16 protein-coding genes are annotated in these 18,000 nt (G+C 34.2%); 15 read left to right on the top strand and 1 reads right to left on the bottom strand.

All coding sequences use genetic code 11. The features are described 5' to 3' along the window. Positions 1–84 precede the first annotated feature (84 nt). Both L1276_RS02460 and L1276_RS02455 read left to right on the top strand, forming a co-directional pair. Positions 85–447 carry a BlaI/MecI/CopY family transcriptional regulator gene (locus tag L1276_RS02460; protein ID WP_149207540.1) on the top strand — a complete coding sequence of 121 codons (363 nt, stop codon included), beginning with the start codon at positions 85–87 and terminating at the stop codon, positions 445–447. Further along, positions 444–2,465: a M56 family metallopeptidase gene (locus L1276_RS02455; protein ID WP_253785110.1), complete on the top strand. Its 2,022-nt coding sequence runs from the start codon at positions 444–446 to the stop codon at positions 2,463–2,465. The genes L1276_RS02460 and L1276_RS02455 overlap by 4 nt, the downstream gene beginning before the upstream one ends. 83 nt (positions 2,466–2,548) lie before the next feature. Here L1276_RS02455 and L1276_RS02450 read toward each other — a convergent pair whose 3' ends face one another. After that, the gene (locus tag L1276_RS02450; RefSeq protein ID WP_253785109.1) at positions 2,549–4,003 is read right to left on the bottom strand and encodes an FAD-dependent monooxygenase; all 1,455 of its coding nucleotides are present in this window, start codon (positions 4,001–4,003) and stop codon (positions 2,549–2,551) included. 199 nt (positions 4,004–4,202) lie between these two features. Here L1276_RS02450 and L1276_RS02445 point away from each other — a divergent pair, with 199 nt between their 5' ends. The 13 genes from L1276_RS02445 (at position 4,203) to L1276_RS02385 (ending at position 17,960) form a co-directional block, all read left to right on the top strand. Next, a complete protein-coding gene (locus tag L1276_RS02445; protein WP_253785107.1) occupies positions 4,203–4,793 on the top strand; it encodes a Crp/Fnr family transcriptional regulator in 591 nt (196 codons plus the stop codon). 73 nt (positions 4,794–4,866) lie between these two features. Next, on the top strand, positions 4,867–5,454 hold the full coding sequence (locus L1276_RS02440) for an NAD(P)H-dependent oxidoreductase (protein WP_253785106.1): 588 nt from the start codon (positions 4,867–4,869) through the stop codon (positions 5,452–5,454). Positions 5,455–5,485: 31 nt separating this feature from the next. After that, the gene (locus L1276_RS02435; RefSeq protein WP_253785104.1) at positions 5,486–5,713 is read left to right on the top strand and encodes a 2TM domain-containing protein; all 228 of its coding nucleotides are present in this window, start codon (positions 5,486–5,488) and stop codon (positions 5,711–5,713) included. After that, positions 5,713–6,447, top strand: coding sequence for a putative quinol monooxygenase (locus L1276_RS02430; RefSeq protein WP_253785103.1), 735 nt, complete (start codon positions 5,713–5,715; stop codon positions 6,445–6,447). Before L1276_RS02435 ends, L1276_RS02430 begins: the two co-directional genes overlap by 1 nt. A gap of 48 nt (positions 6,448–6,495) precedes the next feature. Continuing rightward, entirely contained in the window at positions 6,496–7,317 is an 822-nt protein-coding gene (locus L1276_RS02425; RefSeq protein ID WP_253785101.1) for a DJ-1/PfpI/YhbO family deglycase/protease, read from the top strand. A 153-nt stretch (positions 7,318–7,470) separates the two neighbouring features. After that, positions 7,471–8,514, top strand: a complete 1,044-nt coding sequence (locus tag L1276_RS02420; protein ID WP_253785099.1) for an adenylate/guanylate cyclase domain-containing protein — start codon at positions 7,471–7,473, stop codon at positions 8,512–8,514. Between the two features lie 108 nt (positions 8,515–8,622). Next, on the top strand, positions 8,623–8,817 hold the full coding sequence (locus L1276_RS02415; protein WP_253785097.1) for a hypothetical protein: 195 nt from the start codon (positions 8,623–8,625) through the stop codon (positions 8,815–8,817). A gap of 185 nt (positions 8,818–9,002) precedes the next feature. Beyond that, on the top strand, positions 9,003–9,638 hold the full coding sequence (locus L1276_RS02410) for a hypothetical protein (RefSeq protein ID WP_253785096.1): 636 nt from the start codon (positions 9,003–9,005) through the stop codon (positions 9,636–9,638). A 119-nt stretch (positions 9,639–9,757) separates the two neighbouring features. After that, positions 9,758–10,210 carry a hypothetical protein gene (locus tag L1276_RS02405; protein ID WP_253785094.1) on the top strand — a complete coding sequence of 151 codons (453 nt, stop codon included), beginning with the start codon at positions 9,758–9,760 and terminating at the stop codon, positions 10,208–10,210. Positions 10,211–10,491: 281 nt separating this feature from the next. Further along, on the top strand, positions 10,492–11,154 hold the full coding sequence (locus tag L1276_RS02400) for a GNAT family N-acetyltransferase (RefSeq protein ID WP_253785092.1): 663 nt from the start codon (positions 10,492–10,494) through the stop codon (positions 11,152–11,154). A gap of 289 nt (positions 11,155–11,443) precedes the next feature. Then, positions 11,444–14,389: an Ig-like domain-containing protein gene (locus tag L1276_RS02395; protein WP_253785090.1), complete on the top strand. Its 2,946-nt coding sequence runs from the start codon at positions 11,444–11,446 to the stop codon at positions 14,387–14,389. A gap of 425 nt (positions 14,390–14,814) precedes the next feature. Next, positions 14,815–17,505: a PAS domain S-box protein gene (locus L1276_RS02390; protein ID WP_253785088.1), complete on the top strand. Its 2,691-nt coding sequence runs from the start codon at positions 14,815–14,817 to the stop codon at positions 17,503–17,505. Positions 17,506–17,507: 2 nt separating this feature from the next. Beyond that, on the top strand, positions 17,508–17,960 hold the full coding sequence (locus L1276_RS02385; protein WP_253785086.1) for a response regulator: 453 nt from the start codon (positions 17,508–17,510) through the stop codon (positions 17,958–17,960). The last annotated feature ends 40 nt before the right edge of the window (positions 17,961–18,000 follow it).

The raw sequence follows: 18,000 nt of genomic DNA, 5'->3' as shown, positions 1-18,000 counted from the left end.
TATACTAATGTATTAGTTAAAAAACTAACAAATTAGTTTGTCTACTAATTAATTAGTAGTATCTTGCATCAAAATATTTCAATTATGATAAAATTAGCCAAACGAGAAGAACAGATCATGCAGGTATTTTGGGATTTAAATAAAGCTTTTATAAGGGATGTAATTCCGCTTCTTCCAGATCCAAAACCGCATTACAATAGTGTAGCTACAATTGTAAAGATTCTGGCAGAAAAAGGTTTTTTAAGCTTTGAAACTGCCGGAAATATGCATTGCTTTTTTCCAATAATCAGCAGAGAAGAGTATCAGCAGTTTGCCTTAAAAGATATTGTAAGTCAATATTTTGATAATTCATATCCTAGAATGTTAGCTTTTTTTGCAAAAGAGCAAAAGCTTTCTGATAAGGAATTGGATGAAATAGTGAGCATCATTAAAAAAGAAAAAATATGATACCTTATATTTTATATACAGCCCTTATTCTTTCAGCCTGTTTTATATTTTATAAACTGTTGCTGCAAAAAGAGACTTTTTTCTATTTAAACAGATATGTACTGTTGTTTTGCATGGTGCTGGCTTTTACACTGCCTTTGGTTCCGGTTCCGCAGCAATTTTCATTTAGAAAAAATGGTATAGAACAGCCTGTTTCCTCTGCAAAAATTGCAACTGATATTCCTGGATTTCAAACATCAACAGAAAAAGCTGTTCCGCCTGTATCAGTTCAAGAGACACAACACGTAATCAATGTTGATGCCGTATTGCAGATTGTAATGTATTTGTACTGGTTTGGCGTAGTGGTTTTTGGCCTTAATTTTATAATGCAGGCCGTTATATTACTCTTTAGATCCTATTCCGGATCTGTAATTGAGGATGGGAAATTTCGTATTGTTGAAATAACGGGGGATAAAGCGCCGTGTTCTTTTGGCAACAACATTTTTATCAATCCTGAAAAATACGAATGGGAAACCTACAATCAAATTCTGCTTCATGAAAAAATTCATATTGAGCAGAAACATACCATAGATCTTCTGCTTGCAGAGCTTGTTTTAGTATTTCAATGGTTTAATCCATTTGCCTGGCAGTGGCGAAAAGCGCTGGAAACAAATCTTGAATTTTTAACCGATGATCAAATGCTGCAGCAGGATACGGTTGAAAAAGAGAGTTATCAGTTCAGTCTGCTAAAAGTTGCCGCACCGCAATTTCCTTTGAGTCTTACAACCAATTATAATCAATCATTATTAAAAAAACGAATCATCATGATGAACTCAAAAAAATCAAATGTGCACACCACTTGGAAATACTTTTTCCTTGTGCCGCTTATGGTGCTTTTTGCCTGCCTTTTTAATCAACCGGCAGCGCAAAGTCAGACTCTTACTTCTAAAGAGGAATCGAAAAAAGACGTAATCGTAGAAAACGAAATGAAAACCGGCGGTAACTGGTTTGCTGTTATCAAAGGCAATTCTATAGAAATCAACTTTAAGGGCGATGAGAATGACAATGCTTCGACTACTTTTCCGTTAAGTGAATTAAACAGTATTCCGAGAGATAAACAAGGCGAATTTAACTTAACGCGCGATGCCGGAACCATTCATTTTACCGGAAAATTTGAAGGTGATAAAGGAATGGGAACTTATAAATTTACCGCAAATAAAGACTACACCACTGCGATGAATAAAGAAGGAGTAGATATTAAAAAAGATAATGATCTTATGGTTTTCTTTTTTATTAATATCAAAGTGTCTTATGTGCAAATGCTTAAGAAAAGTGGTTTTAATGATTTAGACAAAGATCAAATTATTCCGCTTGCCGCTTTAGATGTAAATGAAGCTTATATAACTTCAATTAAAAAAGAGATTCCGGATATTGATTTGAATAATCTTGTTCCTTTTAAATCATTAGGAATAGATAAAACGTTTATTGAGGAAATTCGCAGCTCAGGATATAAAGATGTCAGCGCGGGTACTATTATTACCTTAAAATCTCAGGGAATAGACGCGAAGTATATCAATGATTTCCACAGTTCTATTGCAAATAGTGATAAAACTGAAAACAAAACGAGAAACAAGAATAAAGACCACGACGACGACGATATTATTGCTTTTAAATCATTAAATATTGATAAGGCGTTTATTGATTCTTTTAAAGCAATAGGATATAATGGACTTTCAAACAGTGATCTTATCGCAATGAAATCGCTGAATGTTACGCCAGAATACATAAAAAGTTTTCAAAATGCAGGTTATAAAAACATTCCGGCGGATAATTTTATTGCTTTTAAATCGCAAAATATTACTCCAGATTTAGTAAAAGAATACAAAAGCCTTGGTTTTGACGATTTTGATCTGGATGAAATTGTTGGAGCAAAAGCAACAGGAACAACACCGGCTTATATTAAATCGATGCGGGCAAAAGGGCATGACTTTAAAAGTCTGGATAAATACATTGCCTTAAAAGCACTGGCTAATAATTAATTTTAGCATAAAAAACATAAGTTGTAAGACTAAAAAAGCCCAAATCTGAAAAGAATTGGGCTTTTTTTAATATTAAGGTTTTTCTATTTTTCTTTTTTCGTTAAACATCGTCCTCGTGGTTCATCACCTTCATAAAGAACAATTTCAGAGTGTAAAAATTGTGCGGCATCTGCAGAACCTTTCACTTTTACAGTGCTGCGTTCGATCATTTCGGCTTCAAATTCGGCTAATACACTTTCCCTTATTCCGGTTTCTCTCCATGGAGAAGAAGGCTGGCATCTTTTTACAATTGTACGTGCCAATGTCAGCGCGTCTAATAATGCCTGATTGGCTCCTTGTCCTTTAAACGGACTCATTGGGTGTGCGGCGTCGCCAATTAAAGTTACTGAACCTGCTTTTTGCAATAATTCTTGTTTTAATAATTCACGGTCATAAACAGGATATCCGGAAATCTGCGCTTCCTGAGTTGCCATTAAAATCTGCGGGATAGGATCGTGCCACTGCGTTCTTCGGCAGGCTTCTTCTTTAAGCGCTTTCGGACCTTTGGCACTTACTATTTTAGCTTCTTTTTCAGACATTGGAAAACTAAGCTGCCACATTACCGAATCTGATTTATAAGGCATAATGTAAATACGTTCGTTTCCGTTTGCGGTTTGAAATACAGTTGCACTGTCTAACAACGGACTATTTAGATTTTCAAGCGCACTTAAAGGACAAATTCCCAATATTACAATACAATCCAAATAGCGCAAAGGTGTAATTTCATCAGCAATCAAGAGTTTTCTAACAGAACTTCTAATTCCATCGGCACCCACTACAAGATCTGCTTTAAAAGTTTTAGTTTCGCCATTTACCTGAAAATTTAGAACAGCACTTTTATCATCTTGTTTAAAATCAATTAATTGATGTCCCCATTGAATTTTATCGTGTCCGCCCAGCTGTTCAAGCAATGCCAATCGCAGTGACTGCCTTGCAATATGCATATTGGTACGTTTTGAAGTGTTTTTTACATTGGATTGCAGCCATTTCCTAATTCCCCATTCGCCAATTACTTTTCCTTCGGTGGTATGAACCAAATGTCTTGTAGAAATTACTTTATCATCTAACGAAAAAATACCTAAAGCTTCAATTGCTTTACTCGCTTGCTGTAAAGTAAGTCCATAACCCTGAGATCGGGCTTCAAAATTAATATCACGTTCAAAAAGTGTAAAAGGAATTCCTCTGTGTAAACAAGCCACAGCCAAAGCAACACCTCCAATTCCGGCACCAATAATAGCAGTGTGAGGAAAATTTTGGGTATCTGGTTCAGGAAAATGCAATGAAGAAATCAAACCGGAACCGCTGCATTTTAAACACGTATATAAATGTGCTTTTGGCCGAATTGGAGCTTTGCCTTCGCCATTGGTTTTTTCAAATTCTGCCAATGCTATTTGGTAGTCGCGTCGGGCTTTACTGCTAAGTCCGCGATTTTTTTTACCGCTTCCCAGGCATTCTTTACAAATAGTCCAGTTTGTTTTTTCGTTTGCTGCTTTTTCCACTTCCTCTTATTTTTCCCGGACTTAATACTTTTTTCAGGCGTGCAAATTTAAGATAAAAGATTACCAGTACAAAATAGCTTTCGGATTTATAAAAAAAGTAAAAAATATTTGGTTCTAAATAGCTGTATTTTAATTATTTATATTCAAAATTCTTATATTTATATTTTATTTGAAAATTTACTTTTGAAACAGAAATTAGATGGAATCAGGAACAGATGCATTTTTACATTCTATAAGGAAAACTTGTCCTGATATAACTGATAATGAACTCTCTCAATATGCCTCAAGAGTTACTATTGAAGAATTAGAGAAGAAAGACTATTTTCTTCAGTTTGGGAAAGTCCAAAAGAATATTGGTTTTGTGGTAAACGGATTAGTGCGTTCTTCTTTTGTAGATAAAGACGGAAATGAAATTACAGTTGGATTTTATTCTGAAGGAGATTATGCCACACATTATCCGGCTTTTATAACACAGCAGCCCAGTAAATATTCTATTCAGTGTTTAGAACCTACTACAATGGTTTGTCTTTCATATGAAAATATGCAGTGGATTTATGAAAACTTACCAAATATTGAAAGATATGGCCGATTAGTGGCTGAGGAAATTTTAAAACGCCAGCAGGCGCGCATAGAAAGCTTTATATTTCAAACTGCTGAAGAACGATATCTGGATTTTGTAAAAGAGCATTCCGGCTTGTTTAACAGAATCTCTATTTCTCATCTTTGCAGTTATCTTGGAATTGAAAGACAAACACTTACCCGAATCAGGCAAAAACTAGCCCATCAATAATTTTGACACATTTGTGTCAGGTACGCCTCTCTACTATTTAAAATCTTTGCAGTGTCAAATTAAATGAACTGCAATGAAAACGAATATCTTACTTATACTTGGACATCCTTCTCAAAATTCTTTTTGTAATGCATTGCTTAATGCTTATAAAAAAGGCGCAGCGTCGAGAGGAGCAGACTGTAAAACGATTTATATATCGGAATTGAAATTTGATGTAAATCTTGCTGATGGTTATAAAACCGGCGAGACTTTACAGCTTGAAGAAGATCTTATTAATTCTCAAAAACTAATTAAATGGGCCAATCATGTTGTGCTGGCTTATCCAAATTGGTGGGGTTTTATGCCTGCCGTTACAAAAGGATTTATTGACCGAATTTTTCTGCCCGATTTTGCATTCAAACATCATTCAGGAAAACTATTTCCTGAAAAGCTTTTAAAAGGAAAAAGTGTAAGACTTCTGGTTACAATGGATACGCCAAAATGGTGGTTTTATCTTATTTATCGCGCTTCACAATATCAAATTCTAAAAGATATCGTGTTTGGTTACGTAGGATTTAATCCTGTTAAGTTTTCGACTTTTGGTTTTATTCGAAAATCAACTGAAAAACAGCGTAATAAATGGCTTAAAAAAGTAGAGCAATTAGGAGTAAAACTTCAATAACGATTATCAATTAACAATAAAATTAAACATCATGAGACATTTAGCAAGCGAGCCTACTATGGCTCAAATCAACCCGAAAAAAGGTTTTAAAATTCACTTATTCGTATTTGTGTTAACCGTTCCTGTAATTTGGTTAACCTGGTTTTTAACCAGCAGAACGTATTTATGGCCGCTTTGGCAGAGCGGGGCATGGGCGATAGGTTTACTTTTTCATTATCTGGGCGTTTTTGTTTTTAAAAAATCAAAAAATAATAAGTAATGAAAACAAATACGACAAAATTCTTCGGAATTCTTACAGCATTATTTCTGCTGTACAGCACATTTATATCGGCACAAAAATCAAATAAAACGGTAACTCAAAAACAAGAAATGACTGCAAAAATTATACGTTACGAAGTAAAAAAGGAATATCAGGAGAAATTTCAAAAAGCCATAAGCAATTATGTTCAGGAGTCACTTTTAAAGCAAAATAACATTATGGCAGAAGCTTATTTTGAGCAGGAAAATCAATCCATTATCTGGCTGTTTGAACGATGGATAAATGAGAAACCTGCAAACAATTCAAAACTCCTGACATTAGCCAAAACGGCATTGGCAAAACCGGAAGAAATAATCTACATCAAAGATTTAGAACCTATTTCTAAAGAAGAATGGCGCAGAACAAGTAAAACTGAAGACAAACAGTTAACAATTATGCTTTTTATTGATGCAAAACCTGGCACAGAGGAAAATTTCAAAAAGATTTATCATACAGCGATGCCTCAGTTTAGAAGTGAACCCGGCGTGGTAACGTATCAATTATCAGAGTTTGAAAATGAGAAAACCCGTTTTGTGACTTTTGAAAAATTCAGAAGTAATGATGCTTTTCAATATCATCTCAATTTTCCGCCCATTCAGCCTGTAATTGATTATTTGAATACGAGTATTAAAAAGCAGCCGTTTCAGGACGGAATTCACAATCTAATAGAATTCGCACCACTTACCCGAGAATAACAATCCAATTTTAAACACAATCATTATCCATATTTAAAATCTAAAAACATGAAAACAATCAGTAAAATTATTGCAGCAGGTATTAGTGTATTTGCTGTTTTAAACGCAGAAGCACAAGTAACCGAAAAAACTAAAGAAATGAAAACAAACTACAGTAATGAGTTAGAAATTGTAAACCAATTGTCTACACAGTCGGCCGTTGTAAATATGCCGGTAACAAAATTATTAAATGCTCCGGGAAATGAAGAATTGAAATCTTTTTTCTTTACACCTGTAAAAAACAAATCAGCTTTAAAAGGAAAAAAGATTGCCGTTATCGTCGCTGACGGATTTGAAGAGATTGAATTAACGGGACCGGTATGGTATTTTAAAGAATTAGGTGCAGAAGTAGAAATTGTAGCTCCAAAATTCAATCCAGCACCCGAAAGATACGGACTGGCTTTTCCTGAAATGTCCAAAACTCATGTCATGGCGATACAATATTTACAGCCTGTTGGGTGGATAAAATTTGACAAAACTGCCGATCAGATTAAAGTAAATGATTATGATGCCATTTTTATTCCTGGCGGTGCATGGAATCCCGATAATCTGCGTTATGATAAAGATGTTATTAAATTTATTCAGGATTTTAATAAAGCAGGAAAACTGATTGCTGCTATTTGTCATGCTCCGGTTGTTTTGGCTTCTGCCGATATTTTAAAAGGAAGAAAATTAACGGGTTATTGGAATATTCAGGTTGATTTGAAAAATGCAGGCGGCACTGTTTTAGAACAAACCGTTGTTACAGACGGCAATATCATAACCAGCCGGCATCCAATTGATGTAGCTGATTTTTCTAGAGCTGTTGAGAATTGGTTAATTAAAAAATAACAGTTTACAAAAGACTTATTTTTCCCTGAATGTTTTTATAATGTTCAGGGAATAGTAATTTGAATACTAGAGTTTTATGTTTAATTTTTGTCTATTTTTATATGCATTAAAGACAGACAAAAAAGGTTTGAAAATTCATTAATATCCAATTATATGGAATTGCCTAAATTACCTTTTTATAAAAAACACAGCCAGATATTTAAAGCTATTATTGCCGGAGGCATATTAGGGTTGATTTATGCTGCAATGTATTACGCAGGATTGGATTTTGGATATTTGAGGCTTTTGCTCGGAACGGTTATTGGAATTTTTATTGGTTTCATTATTATTACTTTAGAAAAATCTCTTTCGTATTTAAACGACTATTCTTTTATCGCGGCAATACTTTTAAAAGCGGTTATTTACAGCATCAGCATACTCATTTTTTTACTATTATTTGCGGTTGCATTTAACAAAATCGCAGCACATATTTCGTATGAACAGGCTTTGAGTACGTATGTTAATGACCGTTTATTTAAAGATTTTTTGTTTTCGCTTGGAGCGTCCATTTTTTTAATCCTCTTTTTGGAAATCAGCAGTTTGCTGAGTCCTGGTTTTTTCTATAATTATTTTACCGGACGTTATCATCGTCCTGTTCAGGAAGAACGGATTTTTATGTTTGTCGATGTACAATCGTCGACCACAATGGCAGAACAGCTTGGGGATGTTCTTTACAGTAAACTGCTTCAGGATTTATTTAATGATTTTACAGATTCAATTCTGGCGTCACGCGCTGAAATATACCAATATGCGGGAGATGAAATTATCCTTACCTGGAAAGCATCAAAAGGAATAAATGAAAATCGTTGTCTATATTGTTTTTATCTGCTGAAACAAAGCATCAGAAATAAACAAGACTATTATTTAAAAACTTATAAAACGATTCCGAAATTTAAAGCCGGAATGCATATAGGAAATGCCGTTACAAATTGGGTTGGAAAAGTAAAAAAAGAAATCGTATATCATGGAGATCTTTTAAATACAACTTCCAGAATTCAATGTAAATGCAATGAATTTAACCATGATTTTGTTATTTCTGAAAACATGAAAAACGCATTAATTAAAGATTCATCTATAAAATATGAAGAGCAAGGGGAAATAGTTTTAAGAGGAAAAGCAAAAACCATAAAGCTATTTACGGTTGATTTTGATATTTAAAGCTGAAAACTGACCTTTAAGTGGTATTTTATAACTTTTACAAATCATTATATAAGTATTGATTTTTCTATTTGAAGTAATTTTATAGAAATTTAAAACTTAGAAAATATGAGCACAAATAATCCAAATCCGAATAATGCTAAACAAAGCGGTTCAGATAATCGAAGTGACATGAGAAAACATCAATATAAAGATCATGAAGAAGTTTTAACGAACGATGAAAATTATGATGTTGACACTCATAAGTTTAAAGGTGAAGAACCTGATTTTGACGATAAGTTGAACAACGAAGAAAAAAAATAATATAAAAAGTCTCAAATCCTTGAGACTTTTTTGTTTTTATCGATATATAAGGAAGAATTAAAGTATTCTTTACAATTTTTGATAAAAATGAAAGTAAAAAAAAAACTATGACTTGATTTTTATAGATTTGTAAACTCTCATAATTTTCCAAAAAAGATGAGAAACTATATTAAAATTTAATTACAATGAAATCTGTTACTCCCATCTTTTTATTTTTAATCTTTATCTACTCAAACTCTTACGCACAATTAAGTTCAGATAAAATATTCGAAAGCTTTAAACAAGGAGAACGCACTAACTGCTCATCGATTGCTTTCATCAAGGCCTCATTAAACGTTTATGGATTGGATAATCTTTTTGAAAGCCAAAAAATAGACGATAACCTGCAAAAGATAACCTTAAAGAATAATGCAACATTTGATCTGAAAAGTGATGAGCTGAACAGAGCTAAAATTTCTGCCGGTTTTGTATTTATAAAAGACAATTGCGACAGTGAAAAAATAACAGATTATGCGATTTTGACTTATGCAGTAATGGCAAAATACAAACAAATCATCGACAAAGAGAAAACTTTTGATGAAGCTTTGGAGGATTTAGAAGACGGTACGGTTTATACACCCACAATTTATAAGTATTTAGGTTTTAAGCTGGGTAAACAAATTGAAAAACTGGGAAGACAGGAGGGAAGCGAATTTTGCGGTGTAGTTGCCTGGTCTAAAGTACACGCCGTTTTTGTGTGTGAAGAATTTATGGACTATTACGGTAATAAGAAAAGTATATTTATAAAATATCCGGGACGTTTTAGAATAATTAAGTCGTAAGGAAAGATTGAAAAATGCTAATTGTTAAAATTTTCTAAAAAAAAGAAATCAATTAAGTTGTAATTTAAGTTAAAATGTATATTTTTGCTCTAACCAAGAACCTATTTAGATCTACGAAAATGAAGAGCAAAATTATTTTATTAAGTGTCCTTTTCTTCTTGACAACGGCAGCAGTTTCGGCACAGGCAAAAAACGCCCCAAGAAGTATTATCAGTACAACAGCCCTAATCCGCAAATACCATGATCAAAAAGAATTGAGCGGTATGCAAAAGGGAGAACTTTTAGAATTGTACATTGAGCGTATTAAAGTTTTAGTGAAAACCCTTCCATACATTGCTTTGGTTACTAAACCAGGTGTTACAATGGCAGACTTAGGTATTCCGGACGATAGCGATCACAAAAAAATATTAGACAATCAAGCAATAGGAACATCTACTTTCTTAGATACTACAGTTGAGTTTCAAAGAAAAATGATGCCTTATTCAGATAAAGGAAACCTTATTGCGGCGATTTTATTCTACGAAAACACGTTAAAATCTTTACACGAATTCAACGAGTTGAACGAAATGTAATAGCATATAAGTAAACTTAAAAAACTCCAAAGTCATTTGATTTTGGAGTTTTTTTTTTGAAATAAACCGATTTCATCAGCCTTATAATTTCGTATCAAAATAATAAAACCGTATCATTTTGATATGGATTTTTACACATGGATAAATGTGTATTTACTAGAAAACCGCTTTGAAAAGGCTCTAATGACCAAATTATATTAAAATGTTATAATTGGTACTTAATTTGGGCAGTATGTTTTTGTCTTTCCAAAAACTAAAATGGGAAACACGATACATCAAATATGAAAACGCTAAAACGTACTATAGATTTTTCAGCTCCATACTTTTTGCAAGCTGAACCATTTCAAGAAAAAAGAACTTTATCCCTTAATAATCAAACTACTGTTGAACTTCCGGATTTTAGAGTAGAAGTTACTAATTCAGATCATGCTTTCTGGGTAAAGGAAATTTGTGAAGTCACATTATCTTCGGCAATAGCAAGAGGAACAGGTATTTCTGGACGTTCGCCTGAATTCCTGATAGAGAAAATAAACAAAGGTGAAGCTGTAATTGCTTTTGCAGATAATGGAAAATGGGCTGGTTTTTCGTTTATTTCCTCTTGGGATAATGGCAGATATGTGTCTAATTCCGGATTGATTGTTGCTCCAGAATTTAGACATACTGGTTTAGCCAAAACTATTAAAAGAAAAATATTCGAACTCAGCCGTAAAAAATATCCTGATGCCTTAATATTCAGTCTCACAACTGGCTTGGCCGTAATGAAAATGAATCACGAACTGGGTTTTGAACCTGTAACTTATTCAGAACTTACTACAGATGAACTTTTTTGGGAAAACTGTAAGTCATGTGTCAATTGCCCAATATTAATGAGTAAAGAAAGAAAAAACTGTTTATGTACAGCGATGCTGTATGATCCTAAAAATGAAATCCCTACAGCCTTGTAAAAGTGAATCTTATAGTATAATTCTGAAAATAGAGAATGTGTTTAAAAAAGAAGTTAAAAATTTCAATATTCACATTGATTAGTTCTTAAATAATGGATTTATTATCTATATCTTTTCTTGATTTTTTATTTCTTGTAAATAATTTAATGTTTTGATATTCAGGTTTTTATAATAACGAAATCGTTGTAAGAATCTTGATTTTTATTCCACTTTTTTTGTAATCTTTTTTTTAATTCTAGTTTCGTTATAATCCTTTTTTAGGAACTAACTAATTAAAAAACCGAAAATTATGAGAAAACAATTACATGGTATTTTTTTTAAAAGAGACAATTGCTGTCCTGTTATAATGTGGATTTTTTTCGTTCTCTTAACTTCAAATTTATATGCACAGCGCGGTTATTATGATGCGCCATATAAAAGATATGAAGTAAATTTGGGACAATTATCTAATGGAGCTTCAGTTACTGCAAAATCGTATGTTCAATCTGATTTACAGTCAGAAGCTTCAGATCAGATATGTGTGAATATGTCGGCATCAAACGCCACAGTTCAATGGACATTGACAGAAGCTGCTGACGGACTTGTCATTCGCTACAGTGTTCCTGACGGACAAACAGCAACTTTAGGCGTATATAATGGAACTACAAAAATAACAACGCTTACGCTGACTTCAACCTGGTCTTGGGAATATTTGTGGAGTAATGGAAACCCAAACAATAACGGAATCACAAATCAAAATCCAAGAATGCGTTTTGATGAAGTACGCTATAAACTTCCAGGCAAAATAGCAGTATCAGGAACATTAAGACTTGTAAAAGAAACTGGAAATGTTCATTTAGATTTTGCAGAAATGGAACCTATTCCGGCAGCAGTCACGGCACCGTCTGGTTCTGTGACCTATACAGGAAATGGCAGCGACCTTCAAACTTTTATTGATGCCAACGGAGGTAAAAAAATATTTGTTCCAAGCGGTGTTTTTAACGTTAATCGCGAATTGTATTTTGGTTCTGCTAATACTTCTTTAATTGGAGCCGGAATGTGGTACACTCAGATTAATTTTACCAACACAAGCACCGGCAACGGAGGATTAAGAGCAAATGCCAGTAACATTTCATTTTCAGATTTGTATTTAACTACCAATTCAACTTCAAGAAGTAATTCTTATAAAGCTGTAAACGGCGTTTTTACATCTGGTTCAACCATAAAAAATATTTGGGCAGAACATTTTGAGTGTGGTGCATGGATTGCTCAGTATAATGTGGGAGGACCTGCTGTTGCTGACGGATTTACATTGTCTCATTGTCGTTTTAGAAATAATTATGCTGATGGAATTAATCTTTGTAAGGGAACTGCAAATTCGGTTGTAGAACATTGTAACTTTAGAAATAACGGAGACGATGATCAGGCGATTTGGTCTGCGAACGGACAGGAATGCATCAACAATACTTTTAGATATAATACTTCAGAAAACTGCTGGCGCGCCTGCGGACTGGCTATTTACGGTGGAAAAAATAACAAAGCCTATAATTTAATTATAAAAGATAATCTTGAAGCGGGAATTCGTGTTAGTAATAATTTTGACGGTGCGCCATTTAATAATGACGGAAGCCACGAAATACATGATATTACCGTAACAACGTGCGGGACTTTTAACGATACGTACAACAATCCGGTAGCAGCGGTTGATATTTTCAGCACCAGTAATGCAGGGACTCAGGTCAAGAACGTTCAGTTGTATAATATCGATATTTTAGATTCCAGAAACGATGCTATTTCTATAAGTAAAAGATCAGGAGACGGTATTTATAATCTTTCTTTTAAAAATATAACCGTTAACGGAACTGGTAAAGAATACCCAAACAACAATGCGCTTAACAGAAATTGGGGCAGGGGCTATTTTGTACTTATTGCGGGTTCTCCAAACGGAAACGGAACGTATTGCGGTATGAATTATTCTAACAGAGGCGGTAATGCTGCCGCAAATGAAGAAATTAGTGCGATTGGTAATTTTTCTTGGACACAAAGCGGTAATTGTTCTGTAAACAATGTTTCGGTTACAGGCGTAACGGTTACTCCTGCAAATGCAGCTTTAGGCGTTGGCGCAGCACAACAATTAATACCAACTATTGCTCCTGCAAATGCAACAAACAAAACAGTAAGTTACAGTTCAAGCAATACTGGCGTGGCAACTGTAAATGGATCAGGTTTGGTTACTGCTGTTGCATCTGGAACGGCAGTGATTACGGTTACTACGCAGGATGGTGGTAAAACAGCCTCTTCTGTAATTACTGTAAATTCATCTAATGCCGCAGTAACCAGTGTAAGCCTTAGTCCTAATTCGGTGTCCTTATCTGTTGGTGCAGCGCAGCAATTAACGCCAACAGTTTTACCGTCTAATGCGGCTAATAAATCAGTTAGTTATACTTCAAATAATACTGGAGTTGCCATAGTAAATGCTTCAGGTATAGTAACGGCTATTGCCAATGGTACAGCGACAATTACAGTAACAACGGCAGATGGAAACAAAACCGGCACGGCTTTAATTACCGTGAGCACGGCAGCAGGAAATTATTTTACCATCAAAAATAAATGGACTAATAATTATTTATATGATGCGGGTGCGAATGCTGGTTATGGCGCGACGGTTGCAAACAACAATTACAAATGGGAAAAAGTACCGGTTGACGCGACAAATTTTATATTGAAAAATGTAGGTACAGGAGATATAATGCATATTGAAAACTTAACAGGATCAGTACAATGTACAGCAGCAGGATCTGACTGGTGGAGCGCACAATGGTCTGCTGAAAATGTAGACGGAACCTGGGTAAGAATTAAAAACAGATGGCAGACAGCAAGTATGATTCATATTGAAAATCTGACGGGTTCTGCTCAATATGCTGGAGCTCAAAACAATTGGGAAAGTGCGCAATGGCAATTTCAAACGGTTTCTGCATCAAAGAAAATTAATGAAATAGAAGCAGCTGACGAAAATAATACTGCAATTACTATTTATCCAAATCCTGCTGTAAACCATGAATTTAATATTATACTTCCGGAATTAAGCTCGGATGATAGTGCAACGATTACAGTTACGGATATAAACGGAAGAAGGGTTTTAGTAAAAAAACTTCACACATCATCATCCATAAATCATGATTTAGCTTCAGGAATCTATGTTGTTACAATCAGTTCTAATACTTATACGGTTTCTAAGAAGTTAATCGTAAAATAATAGAGAGAACTTGTAGAAAAAAAAAATCCTTATGTATTTGATACATAGGGATTTTTCTGGTTTTTAATGAAAAAATCTTACTTTCTAAGCGTAAAATTTTGTAAACTATAATGGGAATTATATAAACAAGAAATTAAATACGTAATTTATATTTGATCAGGATTTGTGTGCTTAAACAACAGAATTAAAGAAATAGATTGTTCCTTGAAAAAGAACATTATCAGATCTAAAATACTACTGTTTTTATAGTTTAAAAGTTCGTTTTGAGACCTTTTTGCTTTAATAATAGTGGATAAAAAAGATAAGATTTGTATATAATAAATTTGATTTTCTGCGGCTTGTTTTCATCCAATATTATTACGTTATAATTATATTTGACATTAGTAAGTAAAGGGCAACTAAGCTTCTTTAGATATTCAACAGCGATGGAGTTAACAGAGAATAATGATCTTTTTTATGCAATTTTTAACTCTGCAGCAAACGGCCTTATAGTATTGCGGCCTGTATATAATAAAGAAATTATTGAAGATTTTACCATACTGTTCTGCAATATCCGCATTCAAAAATATTTTGAGGTTCACGCCTATAAAAATCTTCCTTTTAAAGACGTTTTTTATCAATATAAAAGCACTATTCTTATTGATAAATTCGCCGAAACTTTAACGAGCGGCATCATATCTAATTTTGAAATTAGTTTTGAAATTAAAGAAATACAAAATTGGTATCGCTTTACAGCAGAAGAAAAAGAAGGTTTACTTATCGTTACGATTGAAGATATAACCGAATACAAAAAAAAACAAACGGCACTTGCCACAGCCTTAGCGGCGACTGAAAAACAAAAAAGATTTTATAATTCTATTACCAACACCACACCGGATTTGGTATATGTTTTTGATCTTAATTATAATTTTACATATGCCAATAAAGCCTTACTCACGATGTGGGGAAAATCAGCAGAAGATGCTATTGGCAAAGGACTTAGAGATAACGGCTATGAAGAATGGCATGCTGTAATGCATGAAAGAGAAATAGATGAAGTGGTTTCTAAGAAAAAAAATATTAGAGGAACAGTATCTTTCCCGCATGCTGAATTAGGCCGAAGAGTTTATGACTATATTTTTGCGCCTGTTTTTAATAAGCAGGGCGAAGTAGAAGCGGTTGCCGGCACAACTCGTGACATTACAGAAATAAAAATGGCAGAAGAACAACAGTTTTTAGCCAACAGAAAAATACAAGAAAGCGAATCCAGATTAAAATCGATGATTCATCAAACCCCGTCGGCTACATTGGTATTGATGGGTGCAGATTTTATTATCGAAGAAATCAACAAACAAATGCTTGCATTGATTGGCCGCGGTGAAGAAATTATAGGCATGAGACTGATTGATGTTCTTCCTGAATTAAAAGGTCAATATGTATGGACTCAGGTCCAGAACGTTTATAATAAAGGAATTCCATTTGATCAAACCGAAGTGCTTGTACAGCACAGCCGAACAGGAGGAATGCGCGACTATTACTATAATCTGGCTTACCGCCCTTTGGTTGAAAACGGAAAAATAACGGGTATGATTCAGGTTGCTGTTGATGTTACTGAACAGGTATCGGCACGAAAAAAAATGGAAGAAAGTGAAAATCGTTTCAGGGCTTTGGTAAATGCTTCTTCAGATTTTGTGTATCGAATGAATGCAGACTGGACGGTAATGCGAAGTTTAGAAACTCCTGATTCTTATACGGATTCAGACGAAGCAGTTTCTAACTGGATCAACAGTTACATACATCCTGATGACAGAGAAACGGCGTTACGACTTATATCTCAGTCAATACACAATAAAAGCATCTTTGATCTGGAACATCGTGTTTTAAAAGCAGATGGTACTATTGGATGGAATTTCTCAAGAGTAGTTCCCATTTTAGATCACGATAATACCATAATTGAGTGGTTTGGTGCAGCAAGTGATATTACCTCTCAGAAAGAGGTGCAGCAAATTATTAACGAAAGTGCTGAAAATTTCAGACAGCTTGCAGATTTGGTTCCGCAGATTATTTGGACAAGCAAAGTCGATGGTTTTATTGATTATTATAATAAACGCTGGTACGAATATACTGGCTTTGATGAAAACGAATACGGCGATTCAAGCTGGATTCCCGTACTACACCCAGATGATATGGAACTGGTGAAAGAAAATTGGTACAAAAGTATTCAAACCGGAAATCCATATCAATTGGAATTTCGCTTAAAACAAGCCGCAACAGGCGAATACAGATGGTTTTTAAGTAAAGCACTTCCTATTAAGGATAGCGCAGGCGTTATTATAAAATGGTTTGGAACCTGTACAGATATTCATGAACAAAAAACAGTAACCGAAAAATTAGAAATTCTGGTAAGCGAACGCACCCGTGAACTGCAGCGTTCTAATGAAGATTTGCAGCAGTTTGCCCATGTTGCTTCCCACGATTTAAAAGAACCGGTACGAAAAATAAAGACTTTTATAAGCAGACTTGAAGATAATCTTGACGGAAAGCTTGATGAATCTGCAAAAAAGTTTATTGACAGAATTCATGTGGCTTCTGATAGAATGTTCAATATGATCGAAGGCGTTCTGGCGTATTCTAAAATCAATGCAGATCAGCAGAAACCAACATTAGTAGACCTAAAAGAAGTTTTAAAAAACATCGAAACTGATCTGGAAGTCCCTTTACAAAAAGCGGGAGGCGAAATTTACTATGATGATCTTCCTGTTCTGGAAGGAGCACAGGTATTGCTGTATCAGCTTTTCTATAATTTGATCTATAACTCTATTAAGTTTGCTAGAAACGATATTCCTGTAAAGGTAAAATTATCTTCAAAAAGAATAAAAGAAAAAGACAAAGAGTCTGCCGTTATTACTGTGGAAGATAACGGAATTGGTTTTGATGAAAATCAGGCACAAAGAATATTTGAAACTTTTACAAGACTTAATTCCAAAGACGCTTACGAAGGTACAGGGTTAGGATTGTCGCTCTGTAAAAAAATTGTAGAGCGCCATGAAGGAACTATAACTGCTGAAGGAAAACCTTCTGCAGGAGCGGTATTCACAATAGTACTTCCATTAAAACAAGAACAAAATGATATTTAAAGATGAATAAACAAATTATTTTATTAGCAGATGATGACAGAGATGATATCGAAATGTTTTGTGAAGCCTTAGAAGAGGTCAATGAAAATATTATCTGCGAATGCGCTGCAAACGGTGATCAGGCATGGCGTTTACTTAATGAAATGAATGAAAAACCACAGCTTATTTTTCTGGATATAAATATGCCTATTGCCAATGGCTGGGAATGTCTGCAGCTGATAAAAAATGACAGCCGTTACAAGGATATACCCGTGATTATGATTTCAACATCTTCGCACAAGAACGATATGGATAAAGCTTCACAATTAGGATCGCTGGGTTATTTTGTAAAACCAAATGATTTTAATGATTTAAAATATACTCTTAACGTTATTACATCCAACTTAGGAAACGGATTACGAGAAGCTGTTATGAACCTGCAATCCAAAGGTTCTAAATATATTTTTCATTTGTAAAAAACAGGAAAACAGGAAGCAGGCGATTTATTAAATTTCG

It is taken from the genome of Flavobacterium sp. HSC-32F16, from assembly GCF_024171645.1.
GTDB lineage: Bacteria > Bacteroidota > Bacteroidia > Flavobacteriales > Flavobacteriaceae > Flavobacterium.
Note: the sequence above shows the minus strand (reverse complement) of the source record. Positions and strands in the feature narration are given on the sequence as shown.